16 protein-coding genes and 2 tRNA genes are annotated in these 18,851 nt (G+C 65.1%); 6 read left to right on the forward strand and 12 right to left on the reverse strand.

Features of this window, described 5'->3' with window-relative positions; all coding sequences use genetic code 11:
* Positions 1 to 25: 25 nt before the first annotated feature.
* Positions 26 to 1,420 carry a MocR-like pyridoxine biosynthesis transcription factor PdxR gene (pdxR, locus tag LWC34_RS34110; RefSeq protein WP_233729381.1) on the reverse strand — a complete coding sequence of 465 codons (1,395 nt, stop codon included), beginning with the start codon at positions 1,418 to 1,420 and terminating at the stop codon, positions 26 to 28.
* 51 nt (positions 1,421 to 1,471) lie between these two features.
* On the opposite strand from pdxR, the gene LWC34_RS34115 reads away from it, so the two are divergent.
* Entirely contained in the window at positions 1,472 to 2,158 is a 687-nt protein-coding gene (locus LWC34_RS34115; RefSeq protein ID WP_233729382.1) for a pyridoxamine 5'-phosphate oxidase family protein, read from the forward strand.
* Here the strand turns inward: LWC34_RS34115 and LWC34_RS34120 are convergent.
* The 4 genes from LWC34_RS34120 to LWC34_RS34135 form a co-directional block, all read right to left on the reverse strand.
* Positions 2,130 to 2,552 carry a cysteine dioxygenase gene (locus LWC34_RS34120; protein ID WP_233729383.1) on the reverse strand — a complete coding sequence of 141 codons (423 nt, stop codon included), beginning with the start codon at positions 2,550 to 2,552 and terminating at the stop codon, positions 2,130 to 2,132. The genes LWC34_RS34115 and LWC34_RS34120 overlap by 29 nt on opposite strands.
* A 236-nt stretch (positions 2,553 to 2,788) precedes the next feature.
* Positions 2,789 to 3,850, reverse strand: a complete 1,062-nt coding sequence (locus LWC34_RS34125; RefSeq protein ID WP_233729384.1) for a cystathionine gamma-lyase — start codon at positions 3,848 to 3,850, stop codon at positions 2,789 to 2,791.
* Positions 3,847 to 4,848 carry an NAD(P)H-dependent glycerol-3-phosphate dehydrogenase gene (locus LWC34_RS34130; protein ID WP_233729385.1) on the reverse strand — a complete coding sequence of 334 codons (1,002 nt, stop codon included), beginning with the start codon at positions 4,846 to 4,848 and terminating at the stop codon, positions 3,847 to 3,849. The genes LWC34_RS34125 and LWC34_RS34130 overlap by 4 nt, the downstream gene beginning before the upstream one ends.
* Position 4,849: 1 nt before the next feature.
* Entirely contained in the window at positions 4,850 to 5,563 is a 714-nt protein-coding gene (locus LWC34_RS34135; RefSeq protein WP_233729386.1) for a lysophospholipid acyltransferase family protein, read from the reverse strand.
* 77 nt (positions 5,564 to 5,640) lie between these two features.
* On the opposite strand from LWC34_RS34135, the gene cofC reads away from it, so the two are divergent.
* Genes cofC through LWC34_RS34150 form a run of 3 tightly spaced genes read left to right on the forward strand, consistent with a single transcriptional unit; the run spans position 5,641 to position 9,414 of the window.
* Entirely contained in the window at positions 5,641 to 6,291 is a 651-nt protein-coding gene (cofC, locus tag LWC34_RS34140) for a 2-phospho-L-lactate guanylyltransferase (protein ID WP_233729387.1), read from the forward strand.
* A 56-nt stretch (positions 6,292 to 6,347) separates the two neighbouring features.
* A complete protein-coding gene (locus tag LWC34_RS34145; RefSeq protein ID WP_233729388.1) occupies positions 6,348 to 8,525 on the forward strand; it encodes an RNA degradosome polyphosphate kinase in 2,178 nt (725 codons plus the stop codon).
* A complete protein-coding gene (locus LWC34_RS34150; RefSeq protein WP_372496683.1) occupies positions 8,509 to 9,414 on the forward strand; it encodes an NUDIX hydrolase in 906 nt (301 codons plus the stop codon). The genes LWC34_RS34145 and LWC34_RS34150 overlap by 17 nt, the downstream gene beginning before the upstream one ends.
* 609 nt (positions 9,415 to 10,023) lie before the next feature.
* On the opposite strand, the gene LWC34_RS34155 is transcribed toward LWC34_RS34150, so the two are convergent.
* The 3 genes from LWC34_RS34155 to leuC form a co-directional block, all read right to left on the reverse strand.
* On the reverse strand, positions 10,024 to 10,593 hold the full coding sequence (locus LWC34_RS34155) for an HU family DNA-binding protein (RefSeq protein WP_233729390.1): 570 nt from the start codon (positions 10,591 to 10,593) through the stop codon (positions 10,024 to 10,026).
* A 165-nt stretch (positions 10,594 to 10,758) separates the two neighbouring features.
* Entirely contained in the window at positions 10,759 to 11,352 is a 594-nt protein-coding gene (gene leuD / locus LWC34_RS34160; protein WP_233729391.1) for a 3-isopropylmalate dehydratase small subunit, read from the reverse strand.
* A 15-nt stretch (positions 11,353 to 11,367) separates the two neighbouring features.
* Positions 11,368 to 12,807 (reverse strand): 3-isopropylmalate dehydratase large subunit, encoded by a 1,440-nt coding sequence (gene leuC, locus LWC34_RS34165; protein ID WP_233729392.1) that lies wholly within the window; start codon positions 12,805 to 12,807, stop codon positions 11,368 to 11,370.
* 76 nt (positions 12,808 to 12,883) lie between these two features.
* Here leuC and LWC34_RS34170 point away from each other — a divergent pair, with 76 nt between their 5' ends.
* Complete coding sequence (locus tag LWC34_RS34170) at positions 12,884 to 13,585, forward strand: IclR family transcriptional regulator (protein WP_185845626.1); 702 nt, start codon at positions 12,884 to 12,886, stop codon at positions 13,583 to 13,585.
* Between the two features lie 1,237 nt (positions 13,586 to 14,822).
* Here LWC34_RS34170 and LWC34_RS34175 read toward each other — a convergent pair.
* The 4 genes from LWC34_RS34175 to gltX form a co-directional block, all read right to left on the reverse strand.
* Positions 14,823 to 14,895: transfer RNA gene (locus LWC34_RS34175), tRNA-Glu, on the reverse strand.
* A 61-nt stretch (positions 14,896 to 14,956) separates the two neighbouring features.
* Positions 14,957 to 15,028 (reverse strand) — tRNA-Gln (locus tag LWC34_RS34180).
* Positions 15,029 to 15,105: 77 nt separating this feature from the next.
* Entirely contained in the window at positions 15,106 to 15,876 is a 771-nt protein-coding gene (locus LWC34_RS34185; protein WP_233729393.1) for an HAD family hydrolase, read from the reverse strand.
* 125 nt (positions 15,877 to 16,001) lie between these two features.
* Complete coding sequence (gene gltX, locus LWC34_RS34190; RefSeq protein ID WP_233729394.1) at positions 16,002 to 17,486, reverse strand: glutamate--tRNA ligase; 1,485 nt, start codon at positions 17,484 to 17,486, stop codon at positions 16,002 to 16,004.
* Positions 17,487 to 17,588: 102 nt separating this feature from the next.
* Here gltX and LWC34_RS34195 point away from each other — a divergent pair, with 102 nt between their 5' ends.
* Complete coding sequence (locus LWC34_RS34195) at positions 17,589 to 18,812, forward strand: FAD-dependent oxidoreductase (protein WP_233729395.1); 1,224 nt, start codon at positions 17,589 to 17,591, stop codon at positions 18,810 to 18,812.
* Positions 18,813 to 18,851: the final 39 nt, after the last annotated feature.

Genomic DNA, 18,851 nt, shown 5'->3' on the forward strand with positions numbered 1-18,851 from the left:
ACGCGGATAACCACTCACGAGGGTCTCATGGTGTCCGGCCTGCGTGCTTGAGCAGGTCGACCAGTTGCGGCAACACACTGGCGAGCTCGTCACGCGAGCACGCCGCGTAGCCTAAGGCGATCCCGTGCCATCGGGGCCTGCCAGCGTGATGCCTGGTCAGTCCGTCAACCCTGGCCCCGAATTCCTCGGCTTTGATCCGCACTTCCCGTTCCGCGCGAGCCGAGGGCAACGGGATCACGACATGGGCACCCGCGTCATCGCCGAGAACCTCGAAACCTGCTTCCCGCAAGGCATCCACCACGAGCCAACGCCGCTCGGACAACTCCCGGCGCAGCCGTCGCAGATGCCTGCCGAGATCCCCGTTGCGGGCGTACTCGACCAGTACGCGTTGCCCGGCGACCGCGGGTCCCATTCCCGTGCGGTCACGCAGTTCCAGGATCGCCGACACGACTGACGGCGGCGCGACCATCCACCCGGTGCCCAGGGTCGGGGTGAGGATCTTGCTCGTGGTTCCCAGGTGCACCACGACATCCGGGGCCAGCGCGGCGAGCAAAGGCAGCGGCGCCACGTCATACCGCAGCTCGCCGTCGTAGTCGTCCTCGATGACAAGGAAACCGTCTCGGCGCGCGCGTTCAACGAGCTCGACGCGACGACCCGCGGGCATCCGGCCCCCCAAGGGATATTGGTGCGCGGGCGAGCAATAGACCGCTTTCACCCCATCGGGCACCGAATCGACACGGAACCCTTCCACATCGACAGGCGCCTGGACGACGTTCAGCCCGGCCGCGATCATCGCCTGGGCCGCGCGTTGGTATCCGGGTTCCTCGATCGCCACCGTCGCGCCAGGTCCCAGGACGGCGAACGCGAGTTCGGACACGGCCGACGCCGTGCCACTGGTTGCCAGCACGGTCTCGTCCTCGGCGCCGACCCGCAAACCGCGGTGCCGCAACAGATGCTCGGCGATGACCGCCCGATACTCCGCCAGGCCCGCGCGTTCCGGGCGCATCAGCGGGGGCGCGTCCGCTGCGGCACGCCACGCTCGCCGCCAGGCCGCGCGGTCGATTCCGCCTGCCCACGGGGTTCCGGGCGTGAAGTCGATCAAAGTCGGCGTGCTCGCACCGCGTTTCGGCCGGGGCGCGGATTCCGGCAGGCTGCCCGGCGGGGCTGTCGTTATATATGTGCCCGATCCGTGCTTGCCCGCGATCCAACCTTCCGCGTGCAGCTGTTCGTACGCCGCCGACGTGACTGTCCGGCTGACGTTGAGCCGTGTGGCAAGCGCGCGAGTGGAGGGAAGACGGTCCCCGCTGCGCAGCCGTCCGTCCGCTGCGGCCGAGCGCAGCGCGTCGGCAAGTTGCACGGCCAGCGGGGTTTCGGACTCGCGGTCCAACGTGACCGGCGGCGCTGGCGGGTCGGCTGACACCAGAATTGGCCTTTCGGTTTTCGATCTTTTTGGCCCTTTTATGATGCCACTTTGCCGAAGACACTGGTAGCCGTGACCAGACCTCAACTATCCCCTACACCACGCAGCACAATCAAACGCGGAAAGAAGCGCGCCGTCACCGGCCGGGCCGCGCTGGACGCCATTCTCGACGCCGGAATCATCTGCCACCTGTCGGTCGTCGTCGACGGCTCGCCGCTCGTCCTTCCAACTGGATACGGCCGCGACGGCGAAACCCTGTACCTGCATGGGTCCACTGGCGCGCTGAGCCTGCGCAGTGCGCTGGCCAACGAGATCTGTGTCGCGGTGACCCTGCTCGACGGGATCGTCTACGCCCGTTCGGTGTTCCACTTCTCCGCGAACTACCGCTCGGCCGTGATCCACGGACCCGCCCGTCTGGTCGAATCCACGGAGGAACGCCTGCACGGTCTGCGTGTTCTCACCGAACACATGGCGCCCGGTTCGTGGGAGCACTGCCGCCAGCCCAACCCGAAGGAACTGGCCAAGACCACGGTATTGGCCCTGTCGCTGGACGAAGCCGCCGTGAAGGTCCGCTCGGGCGGCCCTGGCGACGAACCCGAAGACGTCTTCGAGGACAGCGCCTGGGCCGGCGTGCTTCCGTTGACACAGCAATGGGGTTCACCCGTGCCAAGCGACGATCTGTCAGCAGGGTGGGAGATCCCGGCGCACGTCAGGGATAGGTCCGCATCTCACGGCTAGTGCGGTACACATGAATGCTCACCGCGGGGTCGGTGCCGTTGTTGGAAACCTGGTGCACGTAGTGCGGCGCGAACACGCGCGACTGTCCCGGTTGCAGCTCAAGTGTGGTGTTGGCGCGCATGACGCGCTCGGTCAGGACACCTGAGACGATCGTGAACGCACCGGTCGCGCTGCCGTGGTCGTGCAGATCCGTTGACTGTCCCGGCAACCAGCTCATCAGCCAGACCTCGTGGTCGTCGACGCGATCAAGCAGCGTCGCGAATCGTTCGGTCGGGTCGTAGCGCAGGTGGCTTTTCCAGCGGTCGCGGTCGAGTGCGAACTCGGTCGCGATCCTGGCCGCGTGCTTCTTGACAGGCGCGGCTTCGACAACGGTGTTCTCTGGTACGGCAAACATGGGGATTTCCTCGGAAAATGGCGTGGGCGATGACAGCGGGCCGATCACCGAGGAAGACACAGTGCGCTCGCGACGAAGCCGAGGTCGATGTGACCCCGTCCGTCAGCCATAGCGCGCATCATGCCGAATAGGAAAGCAGCGGATCCGAGGTCCGTCAAATCACGTCCATCAAGTGGACCGGGGGCCGTCGCATGTGACACGTGCGACACATGCGACGGCAGTGTCTGATGTGGACCTCAAAGCGCTGCGAGGACGTCCGCGACCAGATCTTCGGTGTCCTCGCAGCCAGCGGAGAACCGCAGGAAACCCTCGGGCACCGGGTCGCCCCACTGCGCCCGACGGTCGGCGGTGCTGTGCACGCCGCCGAAACTCGTCGCCGCCGTCACGAGCTTCGACGCGGCAAGGAACTGTTCAACCGCTTCCCGCGAAGCGAGCGTGAACGTGAAAACCCCGTTGAACCGGCGCATCTGCTTCGAGGCGATGACGTAGGACGAATCCTGCTCCGCCCCAGGCCATCGCAGGTTCGACACCTGCGGATGTCCGCGCAGCGCGGTGTAAAGCGCCGAGGCGTTCTGCGCCTGCCGGGCCAGCCGCAGGTCCAAAGTGCTCAGCCCGCGGTGCGCCAGCCAAGTCTCGAACGGCCCTGGGATCCCGCCGTGCATCGTTCTGGTCTGGCGAATTCTCGCCGCCAGCTCGGGCGAACGGCAGGTCACGTGTCCCAGCAGGACATCGCTGTGGCCGGACAGCGCCTTGCTGTCACTGCACACCACGATGTCCGCGCCGAGTTCCAACGGACGCTGCCCGATGGGCGTCGCGGTCGTGTTGTCCACAGCCAAAAGGGCGCCAGCGGCATGCGCCGCCGAGGCCAAGGCAGTGATATCGCACACATCCAGGCCCGGGTTGCACGGCGTCTCCAGCAACACGAGCTCGGCACCGTCGAAAGACGGCCACGGCCCGGTTGTCGGGACTTCGACGACGGAAACCGGCAACTCGGCGGCGAGCGAACGAGTCAAGTAGTAACCGTCCGAAGGCAACACGACCTTCGTCGGCGCCAGTCCGAGCACCGCGGCGATCGCGGCCATGCCAGAGGCGAAGACCACACATTCCCCGCCGTCCAACGCGCCGATCGCTGACTCCAACGCGCGGTACGTCGGGTTGTCGGCGCGGCCGTAGCCATAGGACTCGTGCCCGGCGTGGAACCCGGTCGCGAACACCGGCGAGGCCAGCAAAGGATTTCCCGGCTCCGGCTCGCCCAGACCGCCGTGCACACAACGGGTCCCGTCACCGTAGCCGGTCACCGCTCCGGCCTGACCTTCCGGCCGATCAGCTCAGCCCCGGCCTCACGCGGGTCGAGGCCGTCGTGGCAGACCCGGTGCACCACCTCGGTAATCGGCATGTCCACACCGTGGCGCACGGCCAGCGCCCGAATGGACGAACAGGACTTCACGCCTTCGGCGACCTGTCCGTGCGTCGCTTCCTGCGCCTCTGCCAACGATTGCCCACGGCCGAGCCGCTCACCGAAAGTCCGGTTGCGCGACAACGGCGACGAGCACGTCGCGACCAGATCCCCCAGCCCGGCAAGGCCTGCGAAGGTCATCGGGTCCGCGCCGAGCGCCATCCCGAGCCGGGACGTTTCGGCAAGTCCGCGCGTGATCAACGTGGCCAGTGTGTTGCTGCCGAAGCCAAGGCCGGACGCCATTCCGCAGGACAGGGCGATCACGTTCTTGCACGCGCCACCGAGTTCGCAGCCGATCACATCGGTGTTCGTGTATGGCCGGAAGTAGCCCGTGGTGCTCGCGTGTTGCAGATCGATCGCACGATCGTGGTCCTCACACGCGATCACTGTCGCGGTCGGCTGTTCGCGCGCGATCTCCATCGCCAGGTTCGGTCCGGACACCACGGCGACGTGATCCGACGGCACGCCCGCGACTTCCGCGACGACCTCGCTCATCCGCTTGAGCGTGCCCAGTTCCACGCCCTTGGCCAGGCTGACCAGGGTGGCACCGGCCGGAAGCCGCCACTGCGAGAGGTTCGCGCGCAGGCTCTGGCTTGGCACCGCCAGGATGACCGCCTCGGCGCCGTCAAGCGCCTCGGCCGGGTCCGATGTGGACGTCAGGTTGTCCGGCAGCCGGATTCCCGGCAGGTAGTCCGGGTTCTCGTGATTCTGTGCGACAGCCGCCGCGACTTGCGGGCGGCGGGCCCACAACACGACGTCAGGGCCAGCGTCGGCTATCACTTTGGCGTAGGTCGTTCCCCACGAACCCGCGCCGAGCACCGCGATCCGCCTCAGAGACATCTCAGTTCTCCGCCTTCTTCGGGTTGAAGAAACTGTTCGGTGCCTTCTCGTCGCGGATCTCGGCGAGCAACGTCTTCACGTCGTTCATGATGAGCTCGGTCACCCGCATCAAGGTGGTGTTGCTTGGCGGATCCTCGCCACGAAACTGCGAAAGATCGACCGGCTCACCGACATAAGTGGTGACCGTCTTACGCGGGAACGGCGTGAACTTCTTGGTGTACCCGTTCCAGATCTGGCTGGTGCCCCATCGTGCGATCGGCAGCACGGGCACATCGTTGGCCAGCGCGAGCCGCGCCACACCAGGGAAGGAACGCATCGGCCAGCCATCAGGGTCCTTGCTGATCGTTCCTTCCGGATAGATGCAGACAAGCTTGCCTTCGCTCAGCGCTTCGTTGGCCGCACGCAGACTGTCGGCCGCGTTGGCCGTGCCCCGGTAGACGGGGATGGTTCCCGCGCCACCGATGATCTTGCCGGCGACCGGGATACGAAAGAGGCTGTCCTTGGCCAGGAACCTCGGCACCCGCTTGTTGCGGTGCACGAAAACCGCGTCGACCACCGGATCGAGGTGCGAGATGTGGTTGAAAACCAGAATCGCGCCGCCTTGGCGGGGAATGCGTTCCGTGCCACGCGTCACCCGCTTGCCCAACCAGGTGATCGGGTAGAACACCGCAGCGGCGATCTTGACCCAGACCCCGTCCTTCTCACGACGCGCCAAAGCTCCTCCTCTGCCAACTGACTGCACAGGAGTGTATGACCAAGCACCTCCCCTGAGTTTTGATGCAGAATCTCAAGGTGCAGACAGATCTCGTCGTGCCCGTGAAAATGCTGCCGGAGGCCAAGTCGCGGCTGCGGGGCGCGGTACGTCCGGAAGAGCACACCAACCTGGTGCTTGCCGTGCTTTTGGACACAGTGACCGCCGCTGCCAATGCCGACGGTGTGCGCCGGGTCCTGGTGGTGAGCTCGGATCCGACGGTCGCGAGCGTGCTTGCCGACGAAGGGTTCGAGTGTGTGCCCGAAGGCGGACCGGGCGGGCTCAACGAAGCGTTCCGGCACGGCGCCATGCTGCTGCGCCAATCAGACCGTCAGTCGGACAAGGCCGGACAAATAGGGGCGCTCCAGGCGGATCTGCCGGCACTGCGGCCGAGCGAGCTGGCCGAGGCGATCAAAACCGCTGATGGCAGGCGGGCTTTCTGCGCCGACCGGCAGACGACCGGGACGACACTGCTGCTTTCGGCGGCTGGTGAACCGCTCAATCCCCGGTTCGGTGTTGGTTCGGCGGGTAAACACGCTGCGACCGGGGCGATCGCGCTCACCGAAGCCTGGGAATCCCTGCGGTGCGACGTCGACACCGCCGAAGATCTTCTTGCCGCTCGTGATCTAGGCCTTGGCCAGCGGACTTCCGCGCTACTGTGCGCGATGGCCGGTGGGCCGATCGAGTGTTAACCACGTTGTCCACACAGAGACGCGCACTTCGGCGATAAGTGCTGGACAATCAGGTTGTGAGCACCGACAGCAGCGACCAGCCGACCGCGCCGGCTCCACCACCGGCAGCCAACAACCGGCCCGAACGGACGGTTCCCTCGGCGCCGCCCGCGGCGACAACCGCGGCCGCGGCCGACGACAGCCTGCCCGACGACCGGTACTTCAACCGGGAACTGTCCTGGTTGGACTTCAATGCCCGGGTGCTTGCCCTTGCCGAGGACGCGTCACAGCCCTTGCTCGAACGAGCCAAGTTCCTCGCGATCTTCGCGTCGAACCTCGACGAGTTCTACATGGTGCGGGTCGCCGGGTTGAAGCGCCGCAGGGAGACCGGCCTTTCGGTACGAAGTGCCGACGGGCTCACGCCGCGCGAGCAGTTGGCGTACATCGCCAAACGCAACCAGGAGCTCGTCGAACAGCACTCGTTGGCGTTCGAGCAGCGCATCCGGCCGGAACTGGCCGAGCGCGGCATCCGCATCGTGCGCTGGGCCGAGCTGGCCGAGGACGACAAACACCGGCTGCACGTCTACTTCACCGAACAGGTTTTCCCGGTACTGACTCCGCTCGCGGTCGACCCGGCGCACCCGTTCCCCTACATCTCCGGGCTGTCGCTCAACCTCGCGGTCACCGTTCGGGACCCTGAGGCGGGCACCGAGCGGTTCGCGCGGGTCAAGGTGCCGGACAACGTGCCACGGCTGCTGCAGGTGCAGTCCAATGGGGACGAATGGAGCGCCACCTTCCTGCCGCTCGAAGACCTGATCGGAGCCCATCTCGGTGAGTTGTTCACCGGAATGGAAGTCACCGAGGTGCACGAGTTTCGGGTGACCCGCAACGCGGACCTCGAAGTCGAAGAGGACCGCGACGAGGACTTGTTGCTCGCGCTTGAGCGGGAACTGGCGCAGCGCCGCTTCGGTCCCCCTGTGCGGCTGGAAATCGCCAGCGACATGAGCGAACACATGCAGGAACTGCTGCTGCGTGAGCTCGAAGTGGCGCCGAACGATGTCGTGGTCATCAACGGGCTGCTGGATCTTTCGTGCCTGTGGCAGCTGCATGCCGTTGACCGCAAGGACCTCAAGGACCGGCCGTTCGTGCCCGCGACGCACCCGGCGTTCGCCGAACACGAGACACCCAAGAGCGTCTTCGCGACGCTGCGGGAAGGCGATGTGCTGGTGCACCACCCGTACGACTCGTTCTCAACGAGCGTGCAACGTTTCATCGAGCAGGCGGCCAGCGACCCGCACGTGCTCGCGATCAAACAGACCTTGTACCGAACATCGGGTGATTCGCCCATTGTGGACGCGCTCATCGACGCGGCCGAGGCAGGCAAGCAGGTCGTCGCGCTGGTCGAGATCAAGGCGCGGTTCGACGAGCAGGCGAACATCAAGTGGGCGAGGGCACTCGAGAAGGCCGGTGTGCACGTCGTCTACGGCCTCGTCGGGCTCAAGACGCACTGCAAGACCTCGCTCGTCGTGCGCCAGGAAGGATCGACGATCCGGCGTTACTGCCACATCGGAACGGGTAACTACAACCCGAAGACCGCGCGGTTGTACGAGGACATCGGCCTGCTCACCGCCGATCCGGCGATCGGCGCGGACCTGACCGACCTGTTCAATGTGCTGACCGGATACGCACGACAGGACACGTACCGCAAGATTCTGGTGGCACCGCACGGGATCCGGCGCGGCATCATCGAGCGGATCGAACAAGAGATCGAATTCGCCCGCGCAGGCCAGCCTTCCGGCATCCGGATCAAGATGAACTCGTTGGTGGACGAGCAGGTCATCGACGCGTTGTACCGCGCGTCACAGGCCGGTGTGCCGGTTGACGTGGTGGTGCGCGGAATCTGCACGGTGAAGCCGGGGATCCCTGGTCTGAGCGAGAACATCTCGGTGCGCTCGATCCTCGGCCGGTTCCTCGAGCACTCCCGGGTGTTCCACTTCACCGGACTTGGCGAGCACTGGATCGGCAGCGCGGACATGATGCACCGCAATCTGGATCGCCGCGTCGAAGTTCAGGTGCCGGTCCGCAATCGGCGACTGGTAAAACAATTGGACGCCATGTTCGATTCGGCACTCGATCCGGACACCCGGTGCTGGGTGTTGCAGCCGGACGGCGAATGGGAACCCTCGCCGCAAGGCAGCGACCAGGTCCGTGACCACCAACGGGAAATGATCCTGCTGCATGGAGCGACCGGCTGACGTGTCTCACAGCTCAATCGCGGCCGCTGGGGCGGTCGCATGGCAGCCGGACGGGACGGTCGCCGTGGTGCACCGTCCCAGGTACGACGACTGGTCGCTGCCGAAAGGGAAAGTCGACGCGGGCGAAACCGTGCCACATGCGGCGGTGCGGGAACTGGCCGAGGAGACCGGGTTCCGCGTCGTGCTCGGCAGACATCTGAACACTGTTCGGTATTCGGTCCGTGGCGCGGCCAAACGCGTCGACTACTTCGCCGCACGGGCCGTTGACGGATCGTTCGAGCCGAACGAGGAAGTCGACGAGCTGCGCTGGCTGCCGGTCGACAAGGCACGCGAAATCCTGACGTATCCGCAGGATGCGGACGTGCTGACCGAGTTTGCCCGGCTGCCATTGGAAACCACGTCGGTGCTGCTCGTGCGGCATGCGAAGGCCGGGAAACGAGAGGGTTGGCACGCACCGGACATCGAGCGTCCGCTCTCGCCTGCCGGTCTTCGGCAAGCCGGGGCACTGCGCTCGATGCTGCCGCTGTTCGGCGCGGATCGAATGTACGCGGCGCCGCCCGTACGGTGCGTGCAGACGATTGCGGGCCTCGCCGAGGATCTCGGTAGGACGGTGGCAATCGAGCCAGTGCTCGGCGAACAGGAGTATTCGGGCGACCCGGATGCCGGGCTGCGCCGGTTGCGGGAAATCGCGGCGGGAGAGGGGATCCCGGTGGTCTCCAGCCAGGGTGGCGTGATCCCTGGGCTGATCTCTTCCTGCGCCAAGGAATCGGGCCTTGACCTGCCAGAAGTGCGGGCGAAGAAGGGCAGTGTGTGGCTGCTGACATTCGTCCACGCGGGACTGGGACTGGCCGCGGCCGATTACTATCCCAGCCCGCTTCCGAAGCCGTGAAACACTGTTGGGCCAATTAAGCGGTGCCCCCAATCCCGGGCATTGGGGGCGCGGCCGAAACCGCCGCATATCCCCCTTGCCAGTGCCCGGTGAGGAACTTCCCGTAATGCCCCCAGAGTGGCGTTCGGAGCATCCCCCGGCCAGCCCCGGCTTTAGCAGTGGATCAGATAAAACGCCTGGATATGACCCCAAAGCCGGACCGAGGGCAGCGCGGATGGATGAACCACTTGTTGCGCCCGAAAGTGTCATAGGGGCCGCCTGACACTCCGCAAAGTGTCCTCAGGGGGCTTTCAGAGAACCCCTGAGGTACCCCGAAAGTGGCGTTCGGTGCGCTGGAGACCCTCGACATGCTCCCAAAGTGGCGCTTGGTCCTCGCACAGTCGCGTCGGGCAGGCGTGAAACGCCTGGATATGCCGGGAAAGTGGCGCTGGATGCCCGTGCTGGCGTTCGCGGCAGCTGTGATGCCGCGCGGCACATTGTGGGCGGCTAGGAGGGCCGTAGCGGCTTGTGGGGTGTTTGGGTGGTCAGGGGACACCTTGGTGGGTATAACAAAGCCGTAAGGGCCACCCAGGCGTCCCCGGGCGGCCCTCACGGCTTTATGGCTACTGCTTACTTCTTGCGCGTCGACGGCTTCTTCGCCGCGGCAGCGGAGGTCTTCTTCGCTGCGGCCTTGGCGGTCGTCTTCGCGGCTGGCTTCGCAGCGGCACGACGCGTGGTCGTGGTCTTCGCTGCTGCCGGCTTCGCGGCCTTGGCGGCCGGCTTGGCGGCGGCCGTCTTGCGGGCGGTGCTCGCGGCGGCCGTCTTACGGGTCGTCGAAGCCGTGGTGCGAGTGGCAGCGGCACGCGTGGTGGTGCCGGTGCTGCGGGAGGCGGCCGGCTTGGCGGCGGCAACCTTCGGCAGCTTCTTCGCGCCGCTCACAACCTCTTTGAAGCCAGTGCCGGGACGGAAAGCTGGCACGTTGGTCTTCTTGACCTTCACGGTCTCACCGGTGCGCGGGTTGCGCGCGGTGCGGGCTGCACGGGCGCGCTTCTCGAAAACACCGAAGCCGGTGATGTTGACCTTCTCGCCCTTGTTGACCGTACGAACGATCACGTCGACGAGACCGTCGACCGCAGCGCCTGCGGTCTTCTTGTCGCCCAGGCGTTCCGTGAGCGCCTCGATGAGCTGGGCCTTGTTCACCCTTCTGTCCTCCACTATGACCACATGACGGTTACGGCCTTTAGCGGCCGACTTATCGCCACCATATGCCGAAAAGCGCGTGACCACCACGCGCCACGCCATATTTTTGCTTATGAGTTTTGCGATCCGCCCATCGGGGTGACATTTGGGCCCGGAATCCGCCCGTCAGACAAGGGTTGTGACGGGCTTCCAGACGGGTCGGGAAGCTTCGAACGAATCGATGGCTTCGGCGTGTCGAAGTGTCAGCGCGATGTCGTCCAAGCCTTCCAAGAGGCGCCAACGGGTGTAGTCGTCGATGGCGAACGGCGCGGTGAAGTCCTTCGCTGTGACAAGCTTTTCCCGCAGGTCGACGGTCACTTCGGTACCCGGCTCGGTCTCCAGCAACTTCCACAGCTGCTCGATGTCGTGCTGCTCAACGACTGCCGCGAGCAGTCCCTGCTTACCCGAGTTGCCACGGAAGATGTCGGCGAAGCGGGACGACAGCACGGCGCGGAAGCCGTAGTTGGACAGCGCCCAAACGGCGTGCTCACGCGACGAGCCGGTGCCGAAGTCCGGACCGGCCACAAGGACGCTGCCGTTGCGGTACGGCTCCTGGTTGAGCACGAACTGCTGATCCTGGCGCCACGCGGCGAACAGACCGTCCTCGAAACCGGTCTTGCTGACCCGCTTGAGGTACACCGCTGGGATGATCTGGTCCGTGTCCACGTTGGACCGGCGGAGGGGTACACCGACCCCGGTGTGCTTGGTGAAAGGCTCCATGACGTGCTTCTTCTTTCAGTCCAGGAGGTCTTCTGTGCTGATGCTCGACCCTGCGAGCAGGTCTTCGGGAGAGGACAGGGTTCCGCGAACGGCGGTCGCGGCGGCGACGAGTGGCGAGACGAGGTGCGTACGGCCGCCCTTGCCCTGCCTGCCCTCAAAGTTGCGATTTGATGTCGATGCGCTGCGCTCGCCCGGCGCGAGCTGGTCCGGGTTCATGCCAAGGCACATCGAGCACCCGGCGGAGCGCCACTCGGCGCCGGCGGAGAGGAAAACCTCGTGCAGGCCCTCGGACTCCGCGGCTTCGCGAACCCGCATTGAACCGGGGACGACCAGCATCCGTACTCCACTGGCAACTTTGTGCCCGCGCAGAACGTCGGCGGCGGCACGGAGGTCCTCGATCCGGCCGTTGGTGCACGATCCGAGGAAGACGGTGTCCACGTGGATCTCGCGCAGCGGCGTGCCCGGCTTGAGGTCCATGTAGGACAGGGCCTTCTCAGCGGCGAAGCGCTCGTTCTCGTCGGCGATCTGTTCCGGGTCAGGAACCTTTTCAGACAGCGGCAGACCCTGGCCGGGGTTAGTGCCCCAGGTAACGAAAGGAGTCAGGCTGTCGGCGTCGAGGTCAACCTCGTGGTCGAAGACAGCGTCATCGTCGGTACGGAGGTCTCTCCACGCTGCCACGGCGGCATCCCAGTCGGCGCCCTGCGGGGCGTGCTTGCGCCCCTTGAGGTACGCGAACGTGGTCTCGTCCGGCGCGATCAAACCGGCGCGGGCGCCCGCTTCGATGGACATGTTGCAGATGGTCATCCGCGCTTCCATGGACAGCTCTTCGATGGCGCTGCCGCGGTATTCCAATACATATCCCTGTCCGCCACCGGTTCCGATCTTGGCGATGACGGCGAGGATGATGTCCTTGGCGGTGACGCCGGGGCGAAGCGACCCGGAGACGTTGATGGCCATGGTCTTGAACGGCCGGAGCGGAAGCGTCTGGGTGGCGAGGACGTGTTCGACCTCGGAAGTGCCGATGCCGAACGCCATCGCGCCGAACGCGCCGTGGGTGGAAGTGTGACTGTCGCCGCACACGACGGTCATGCCGGGCTGGGTGAGGCCGAGCTGCGGGCCGATCACGTGCACGATGCCCTGTTCGTTGTGTCCCATCTGATACAGCGGGACACCGAACTCGGCACAGTTGCGACGCAGCGTCTCGACCTGGGTGCGGGAGACGGGATCGGCGATCGGCAGCTCGATGTTGACGGTGGGAACGTTGTGATCCTCGGTCGCCACAGTGAGATCGGTGCGGCGGACCGGACGGCCAGCCTGACGCAACCCGTCGAACGCCTGCGGGCTGGTCACTTCGTGCACGAGGTGCAGGTCGATGTAGAGCAGATCCGGCTCAGCGCCATCGCCTCGGCGTACTACATGTGAGTTCCACACTTTCTCAGCGAGCGTGTGGCCCATCGCTCCTCCAACGCAGAATTCGTGGTGGGTTCCCAGATACTGGACATCTCAGATATCGGGAAGTTAGTATCGTTGTGTGGGACAGCATAGCGGAATCGGTGTTCTGGACAAGGCAATGGCGGTGCTGCAGGCCGTTGCCAAAGAACCCTGTGGTCTGGCGGAACTCTGCACGAAAACCGGTTTGCCGCGCGCGACGGCGCACCGGCTGGCGGTAGGCCTCGAAGTGCATAGGCTGCTACGCAGAGGATCCGACGGCAGGTGGCGCCCGGGTGCGGCGCTCTCAGAGCTGGCGGGTGGAGCGACAGACCCACTGTTGGACGCGGCGAACGCGGTACTGCCCCGACTCCGTGACATAACCGGAGAAAGCGTCCAGCTGTACCGCAGAGACGGAATGCACAGAATCTGCATATGTGCGGCAGAGCCACCTTCCGGCCTCCGCGACACGGTGCCTGTGGGAGCCCGCCTGCCGATGACGGCAGGGTCAGGTGCGAAGGTCCTTGCGGCTTGGGCGGATCCCGGGACCCAGCGGGCGTTGCTGAACGACGCGGTGTTTGGAGAGCGGGCGCTGCTCGAGGTTCGGCGGCGCGGATGGGCGCAGAGCGTGGCGGAACGTGAGCCAGGAGTGGCTAGTGTGTCTGCTCCGGTTCGTGATGGTGCTGGGAACGTTGTGGCTGCTGTGTCGGTTTCGGGGCCAATAGACAGGATGGGCCGCCGTCCAGGTTCGCGTTGGGCCGCGGACCTGCTGGCGGCGGCAGACGCCCTGCACAACCGCCTCTGACCTGGATCTTGTCACTCCACTGTGGATGTCTAATTCGGACATCCACAGTGGAGTTTATTTTCAGACGGTCCGCACGTGACGGTCTCGTCTGAGGGCATCTCAAAAGATGTCCTCGCCAGACGGCAGACCACCAAGAGTGAAGGGGAAAGCCGCACTCCCTTCCTCCCGTCCGGCCTGCCCGATGGGAACCATGGGCGTCAAGGAGATCCGTGCCGCCGCCGCTCGGGGCTGGTCTGCATAGGCGAACCCCCTTGACACCCACGGTTTGCAGAGCACAGGCCAGACGGGAGGAAGGGAGCACGAAGGAGGCTCTTGGCGCTGATGCGCCCGCCGTTTGACGACGGCGATCCGTATAGCCGCCGCCGTGGCCCACTTCCCGTAGGCGGACCACCGCCGCATCCGTGCCATTGTGGGACTGTCCCGGCCGGACAGAGGCTGTAACCCGCAGCCCGGCAAAGGCCAAGCCGTCCACAAAGAAGCCGCGACCAGGCCCCGAAGCCCTAGAAAAAACCCGAAGGCAGCGTGTAGTGGCGAAGCGGAACCCAAAGCCGAGCCAGCCCAAGCCCAATGCCACTGACTTAAGCATTCTGGCTGGTCGCAAGCAGCGCAGGGCCGATTGCCGGTGGCGTTGATGTCCACAATAGACGATTGATCGTCACATCAATCTCACTTAACCCCGCGCGTCACTCCTGTTACCCAGGTTGGTGCCGTGAAGGCCACCTTCGCGGCATCCAACGCGCCAAAAGTTCCCCTCACGGACCATGGCGGCTCGGAACGAAGGCCACTGTAGACAGTCCCGTCCACCTGTGGCGCGGGTACGCCGTGCTCGCGGGCCCGGCCACTCGCATTCCGCACCTCTCAAGATCAACCCCGCGCCCCACGCCCGCAGGCCACCTCCGAAGTGCGAGAACTCGCTTAAGCCAGTGGCACTGGCCCCAAGTCAGCCCAGCCCAAAGGTGAGCCCCAAGCCCCCAAGCCAAAGCGGAAGGCGGCCCCAGCCAAAGCCAAGCCCCAAGCGAAAGCCAGCAAGGCGAAGCCGAACCAGCCAAGGCAAGCCCCAAGCGGAACCCAAGCCAAAGCCAGCAAGCCAAAGCCGAACCTAGCAAAGCGAAAAGCAAGCAAGGCAAAAAGAGCCAAAACCAAAACGTGGGGGTTTGGGGGGCTCGGCCCCCCAAAATAATAGCGAAGCGCCCCCCGCGAAAGTTGCGAAGCAACTGAGCAGGGGGCGTCTGAAGCGTAGCCCCGACGGGATTTGAACCCGCGCTACCGCCTTGAGAGGGCGGCGTCCTAGGCCGCTAGACGACGGGGCCAAGAACTTTCTGTTTTCTTTTGTTGGAGGAATCCTAGCACTTGCTCCTAGGGGCTCTTCCGCTGGGGTACCAGGACTCGAACCTAGACTAACTGAACCAGAATCAGTCGTGCTGCCAATTACACCATACCCCACCGGCGTCTCGGACTGTTGTCCTTGGCGCCGGGACAGATAGTACGCGATGGGTCCTAGGGGGTGGAAATCGGGGTCTTCATCGCGGGGCTGGCACGCTCACCGACGGTGTGACGTACTCGCTGACGAGCAGCGATGGCAGTTCTGTCAGGTCTGCGATCACCTGGACGTCCTGTGGGGCGCGCTCCGACGGCACGTCTTCGCGGTTGAGCCAGATGGCGTGCAGGCCTGCGTCCCGCGCTCCGATCGCGTCGAGGTCGAGGCGGTCTCCTACGTGCACGGCGTTGCTTGGTTTTACCTGAAGTTCCTGGCAGGCGGCGTGGAAGATGCCGCTGTCGGGCTTTGCGACGCCTCGTTCTCCCGCGATTACCACCGCGTCGAAGAACCGGGTCAGGCCGAGGCAGGCCAGCTTGTCTCGCTGCGCGGGCCCAGAGGCATTCGTCACAGCGGCGAGCTTCAGGCCGGCCGCTCGCATCCAGTCGAGGCAGGGCAGCGTGTCCGCATAGAGCCGCCAGCCGCTGCACATCTGGGTCTGCCGTCGATCTTCCAGTACGCGCACTGTCTCGTCGTCCACCAGCACTCCCATGTCGGTTAGGAATGCCTTAGTCCGCTGCAAACGCATCGTCGATGGATCAAGTTCGCCGGAGACCGCTCTGGCCACGTACTCGTCCGTCGTGTGCTGCCATGCCGGCCACATGTCATCTCGGCCGATCAGTGTGAATAATGCGGATCGCGCTGCTGAGGTGAAATCCACGAGTGTGTCGTCGATGTCCAGACAGACTGCCTTGATTTCCGGTGGATTGCCCACCGATCTTTCAAGCTCCGACCGCAACTCCAGCGCTGATGCCATCCAGAGACGATAGGCGCGTCACACCTGTTTTCGATTCGTCTATCGAGGTGATTGTTGGAGCACTGACACGGTTAAGCCCCCTTGTCGCCAAGGGGGCCAAACTGCCTGTATCGGATCAACAACCGTCAGGTGTTACGTGCCTGCCTCATGCGGGTGAGGGTTGTCTCACGACCGAGCAACTCCATCGACTCGTACAGCGGCGGTGACACCGTGCGACCGGTGACCGCTACACGCACTGGCGCGAACGCTTTGCGCGGTTTGAGACCCAATCCGTCGATGAGTGCGCCCTTCAGGGCTTCCTCAATGGCCGGTGTGGTCCAGTCGGCCAGTGGCTCCAACGCCGCGATCGCCGCGTCCAGCACCGGTTTCGCGTCTTCGCCAAGTGCTTTCGCCGCGGAGTCCGGCTCAGGCGCGAAGTCCTCTTCGGATTCGAACAGGAACCTGACCATACCGACCGCGTCGGACAGTACGACCAGGCGTTCCTGAATCAACGGAGCGGTCGCGACGAACAACGCGCGCTGCTCATCCGTTGGTTTCTCAGCGACAAGTCCGGCCGCCGCGAGGTACGGGAGTGTCCGTTCCACGAAATCGTCCTGCGCCAGCGCGCGCAGGTGTGTCGCGTTGATGGCTTCGGCTTTTTTCAGGTCGAACCGCGCCGGGTTGGAGCTCACCTTGCTGATGTCAAAGGCTTGCACCATCTCGGACATACTGAATATGTCCCGGTCGTCGGCAATCGCCCAGCCGAGCAACGCGAGGTAGTTCAGCATTCCCTCTGGCAGGAAACCCCGTTCCCGGTAGGTGAACAGGTTCGACTCGGGATCCCGCTTGGACAGCTTCCGGTTGCCTTCGCCACGCACCAGCGGCAGGTGTGCGTAGTCCGGAATGGACTCAGCGACGCCGATCCGCTTGAGCGCGTGGAAAAGCGCGATCTGCCGTGGCGTTGACGGCAGCAGGTCCTCGCCGCGCAGGATGTGGGTGATGCGCATCAACGCGTCGTCGACCGGGTTGGTCAACGTGTACAGCGGCGCGCCGTTCGCCCTGACCAGCACCGGGTCGGGCACCGTGCCGACCTTGAACGTTACTTCGCCACGGATGTAGTCGGTGAAAGTGATGTCCTCGTCGGGCATCCGCAGGCGCAGCACCGGTTCGCGGCCTTGCGCGCGGAACTCGGCCTTCTGCTCGTCGGTTGTGTCCCTGTCGAAGTTGTCGTAGCCGAGCTTGGTGTCCTGCCCGGCCGCCTTGCGGCGATCGTCCACTTCTTCCGTAGTGGAGAACGATTCGTACAGCTCGCCCGCTTCGAGCAGACGGCGTGCGACATCCGCGTAGATCTCACCGCGCTGGCTTTGCCGGTATGGGCCGTGGTCGCCGCCGACCTCGGGGCCTTCATCCCAGTCGATGCCGAGCCAGTTCAGCGCGTCGATGATCGCGGTGTAGCTCTCCTCGGAATCCCTGGAGGCGTCGGTGTCCTCGATCCGGAAGACGAGTTCGCCGCCGTGGTGCCTGGCGAAGGCCCAGTTGAACAGCGCGGTACGGATCAGCCCGACGTGCGGGGTCCCCGTCGGGGACGGGCAGAAGCGGACTCTCACGCCCGCGAGCGATGTCGTGTTCATAACAGAGATGAGGCTATCCGAGCGACATCGGCTTGACGTGGCGCCCCGAGAGGAGCATCCTTCAGTTATTCAACAAGTGATGAAAAAGAGGAGGGTTCCGAGATGGAGCGCACGACCTGCGCGATCGTCGGGGGCGGACCGGCGGGCATGCTCCTTGGTTTGCTGCTGGCGCGTGCCGGGATCGAGGTCACCGTGCTGGAGAAGCACGCGGACTTCCTGCGGGACTTCCGCGGCGACACCGTGCACGCGTCGACCGTCCGGATGATCGACGAACTGGGGCTCGGCAAACAGTTCCGCAAGCTGCCGCAGTCGAAACTGCAGACCGTCGGCTTCCCATCGGGCGACGGCACCACTGTTCTCGGTGACATCAGCAGGCTTCGCGCGCCGTACAACTTCATCGCGATGGTCCCGCAATGGGACTTCCTCGACCTGCTCGCCGACGCGGGAAAGCAGGAGCCGACGTACACCCTGAGAATGAACACCGAGGTCATCGGGCTGCTCAAGGACGGCGAGCGGATCACGGGTGTCCGTTATCGCACGAAAGACGGCGAGGAGGGCGAGCTGCACGCCGATCTGACGGTCGCATGCGACGGTCGGTCGTCGTTGCTGCGCCGGGAGGCTGGGCTGGTGCCTGAGGAATTCCCGGTGCCGCTGGACGCGTGGTGGTTCCGGCTGCCCCGGTTCGAACACGAGACCGGCGAGGTCAGCGGTATCCAGATCGCGATGGGACGCAAGGAACTGCTGCTGCAGATCAACCGCGAGAACTACTATCAGATCGCGTATCTCGGCCCGAAAGGCGACGATCCGCGGCTGCGCGCCGAAGGGCTGCAAGCGTTCCGCGACCGGATCGTCGAGCTCGACCCTCGGTTGGCCGACCGTGTCGACGACATCAGGAGCATGGACGACGTCAAGATGCTGGACGTGAAGCTGAACCGGCTGCACGAATGGCACCGCGATGGCTTGCTGTGCATCGGTGACGCGGCACACGCCATGTCACCGGTCGGCGGGATCGGCATCAACCTCGCCGTTCAGGACGCCGCCGCGGCAGGCCGCCTGTTGGCCGAGCCGCTCAAGAAAGGCCGCGTGAGCCAGGAAGACCTGGCCGAAGTGCGCAAACGCCGCTGGCTGCCGATGGTCGTCGCACAAGGACTGCAACGGTTCCTGCACGCCAAGGTGCTCGCACCGGTGCTGCAGGGCGAACGGACCACGTTCCCCAAGGCGCCGACCATGCTGACGCGGCTTTTCCCACCGCTGCGGGCGATTCCGGCGTACATCATCGCGATCGGCGTCCGACCGGAGCACGCCCCCGACTATGCCCGCAGGTAAACCCTCGTGAGTGTTTTTGCCGGTTCTAACCGGCAAAAA

This window comes from Kibdelosporangium philippinense (assembly GCF_021390435.2).
In the GTDB taxonomy this organism is placed as follows: Bacteria; Actinomycetota; Actinomycetes; order Mycobacteriales; family Pseudonocardiaceae; genus Kibdelosporangium; species Kibdelosporangium philippinense.

Excerpts from the sequence above, each read along its gene's own strand:
- LWC34_RS34195 (WP_233729395.1), top strand. The coding sequence starts at position 17,589 with ATGGAGCGCACGACCTGCGCGATCGTCGGGGGCGGACCGGCGGGCATG.
- gltX (WP_233729394.1), bottom strand. The coding sequence starts at position 17,486 with ATGAACACGACATCGCTCGCGGGCGTGAGAGTCCGCTTCTGCCCGTCC.
- LWC34_RS34130 (WP_233729385.1), bottom strand. The coding sequence starts at position 4,848 with ATGTCTCTGAGGCGGATCGCGGTGCTCGGCGCGGGTTCGTGGGGAACG.
- LWC34_RS34120 (WP_233729383.1), bottom strand. The coding sequence starts at position 2,552 with ATGTTTGCCGTACCAGAGAACACCGTTGTCGAAGCCGCGCCTGTCAAG.
- LWC34_RS34185 (WP_233729393.1), bottom strand. The coding sequence starts at position 15,876 with ATGGCATCAGCGCTGGAGTTGCGGTCGGAGCTTGAAAGATCGGTGGGC.
- leuD (WP_233729391.1), bottom strand. The coding sequence starts at position 11,352 with ATGGAGCCTTTCACCAAGCACACCGGGGTCGGTGTACCCCTCCGCCGG.
- leuC (WP_233729392.1), bottom strand. The coding sequence starts at position 12,807 with ATGGGCCACACGCTCGCTGAGAAAGTGTGGAACTCACATGTAGTACGC.
- LWC34_RS34150 (WP_372496683.1), top strand. The coding sequence starts at position 8,509 with ATGGAGCGACCGGCTGACGTGTCTCACAGCTCAATCGCGGCCGCTGGG.